Genomic DNA, 2,243 nt, shown 5'->3' with positions numbered 1-2,243 from the left:
GCACCTTGTTTTTCAGATAGTGCAGCCGGAGCCGGCTGTGTTGCGGCAACTCTCCCAGGTGTCGGGCCAGGATGGCCCGGATGTCTTCACGGGAGGGCAGGCGCTCGGAGGTCAGCGGCTGATCTTCGTCGTTTTCGGCGTCGATGTGGAAGTTGATGTCCCGGATGTTGTCCAGGGCATCCCGCATTCCCGAGACAACCTGCATGCCGATCTGATGCCCTTCCGATACGCTGATTTCCGGACGAACCACCAGGTGAATATCCAGCAGAATGTCGTGCCCCATACGACGGCTGCGAAGCTCATGCACGTTGCGCACTCCGTCCGTGTCCCGGGCGATACTCTTGAGCATCTCCGTGTCCTCCTGGGAGAGGCCGGTATCCACGAGTTCCTTGACGCTGTCCCAGGTAAACTTCCAGCCAATGTGGATAATGATGCCTGCGATCACCACCGCCGCGAACACATCAAGCCAGACCATGCCGAGCATGGCGCCGGCCGTGGACACCAGAACCACGACTGAGGAGAACGCATCGGTTCGGCTGTGCCAGGCGTTGGCGATAATCAGATCCGAGCGGATCCTCAGGCCGACGTGGCGTGTGTATCGGAAAATCCATTCCTTGCCCGCAACAGACGCTGCAGCTGCCACCAGAACTGGCCAGCCAGGCACAGTATCCACGCCACCCTCTATCAGGCGTAGGGTATTTTCCCAGGCCAGGGCGGCGCCAACGGCAATCAGGATGCTGCCCAGAACCAGAGTGCCGAAGGTTTCGATTCGCTGATGGCCGTAAGGATGGTCGTCATCCGGCTCCTGGCGGGATACCTTCATGACGCCAAGAACAACCAGATCAGAGGCAACATCCGTAAAGGAGTGAATGCCATCCACCAGCAGGGCCTGGGAGTTAAAAAGAGCACCACCAATGACTTTTATGACCCCGAGTACGGCATCGAGAATCATTCCGATAATGGTCACGCGCGAGGCCGCCTTCATTTCGCCCGCGAGGTTTTCCCGGTGCTGTTGGGCGGGGGAAATCGGCTCTTGCATTGATGCACTCCAGATCAGAAGACAGGTGCCAGTATAACGTTATTCTCAAGGGCTTTGGCAGGGGTGGCTAAAAGAGGGGATTTCAAGTGATTTATGCACATCATTGCAGAACGATGACTGGGTAACATTTTGTTTAGTATTTGTCGACAGCCATGAGAAAAATATATAAACGATTGAAAATAAACATAAAAATAACTGGTCAAAAAATGATCAATTTGTAGATTGGCGCAGTTATCAAGGGATGGCAACCGTTGCCCCGCGATTTTCAACAGGTTTATCCACAGATTCCGTGGAAAAGGTCATGAGAGTGCCATGATACAGTCATTTACAGCTGATTTGGTTCTATCCCGGGATGCTGTGGAAAACTTCCGGTATACTCCGCCCACTTGGATCAGGGGAGTTTTTTCAGATGTACGGCGTTATCCGCAATCTGCTTTTCCGCCTTCCAGCGGAGCAAGCTCACAATGTTGCATTGAATGGTCTCGATCTTGCGCACCGATTAGGCGTTTTGAGCGCTTTTTCACCAAAGATAGATTCATTGCCAGTGAATGTTATGGGGCTGGATTTTCCGAACCCCGTCGGGCTTGCCGCAGGTCTGGATAAGAACGCCGATCACCTCGATGCGCTTGGCGCCCTGGGCTTCGGTTTTATTGAAGTCGGTACCGTGACGCCTCTGGCGCAGCCCGGCAACCCCAAACCACGGATGTTTCGGCTGCTGGAGCATCAGGCCATCATTAACCGGATGGGTTTCAATAACGAGGGACTGGACCACTTGCTGGCCCGTGTGGATCAGCGCCGCTACAAGGGCGTGCTTGGAATCAATGTTGGCAAGAACAAGGACACGCCCAACGACCAGTCCGAGTCCGATTACCGGAAGGGAATTTCGGCAGTTTACAGTCGGGCCGATTACATAACGGTGAATGTGTCCTCGCCCAACACGCCCGGCCTTCGGGATTTGCAGTTTGGAGACTCTCTGAAGGGCCTGCTGGAGGCCATCAAGGACGAACAGTTCCAGTGTGAGAAGGAGCATGGCCGGTACGTGCCTGTGGCTGTGAAGATCGCCCCGGACATGGACGATGACGGTATCCGGTTCGTGGCATCCGCCCTGCGTGAGACGGGCCTTGATGGCGTGATTGCCACCAATACAACGATCAGTCGGGATGCCGTGGCAGGTCATGCCCATGCCGATGAGGCTGGTGGCCTC

At 55.2% G+C, this 2,243-nt stretch carries 2 protein-coding genes; one reads left to right on the top strand and one right to left on the bottom strand.

All coding sequences use genetic code 11. The features are described 5' to 3' along the window. Positions 1-1,039 (bottom strand): cation diffusion facilitator family transporter (locus tag B2W52_RS21560; RefSeq protein WP_286804044.1); only part of this gene is annotated, 1,039 nt, incomplete at its 3' end. A gap of 409 nt (positions 1,040-1,448) precedes the next feature. On the opposite strand from B2W52_RS21560, the gene pyrD reads away from it, so the two are divergent. Then, a partial coding sequence (pyrD, locus tag B2W52_RS21555) for a dihydroorotate dehydrogenase (quinone) (protein WP_286804043.1) occupies positions 1,449-2,243 on the top strand: 795 nt, incomplete at its 3' end.

Origin of the sequence: Marinobacter sp. UBA2498 (assembly GCF_002341575.1) — a bacterium.
Taxonomy (GTDB): Bacteria; Pseudomonadota; Gammaproteobacteria; order Pseudomonadales; family Oleiphilaceae; genus Marinobacter; species Marinobacter manganoxydans.
This window is presented reverse-complemented; position numbering and strand designations above follow the sequence as displayed.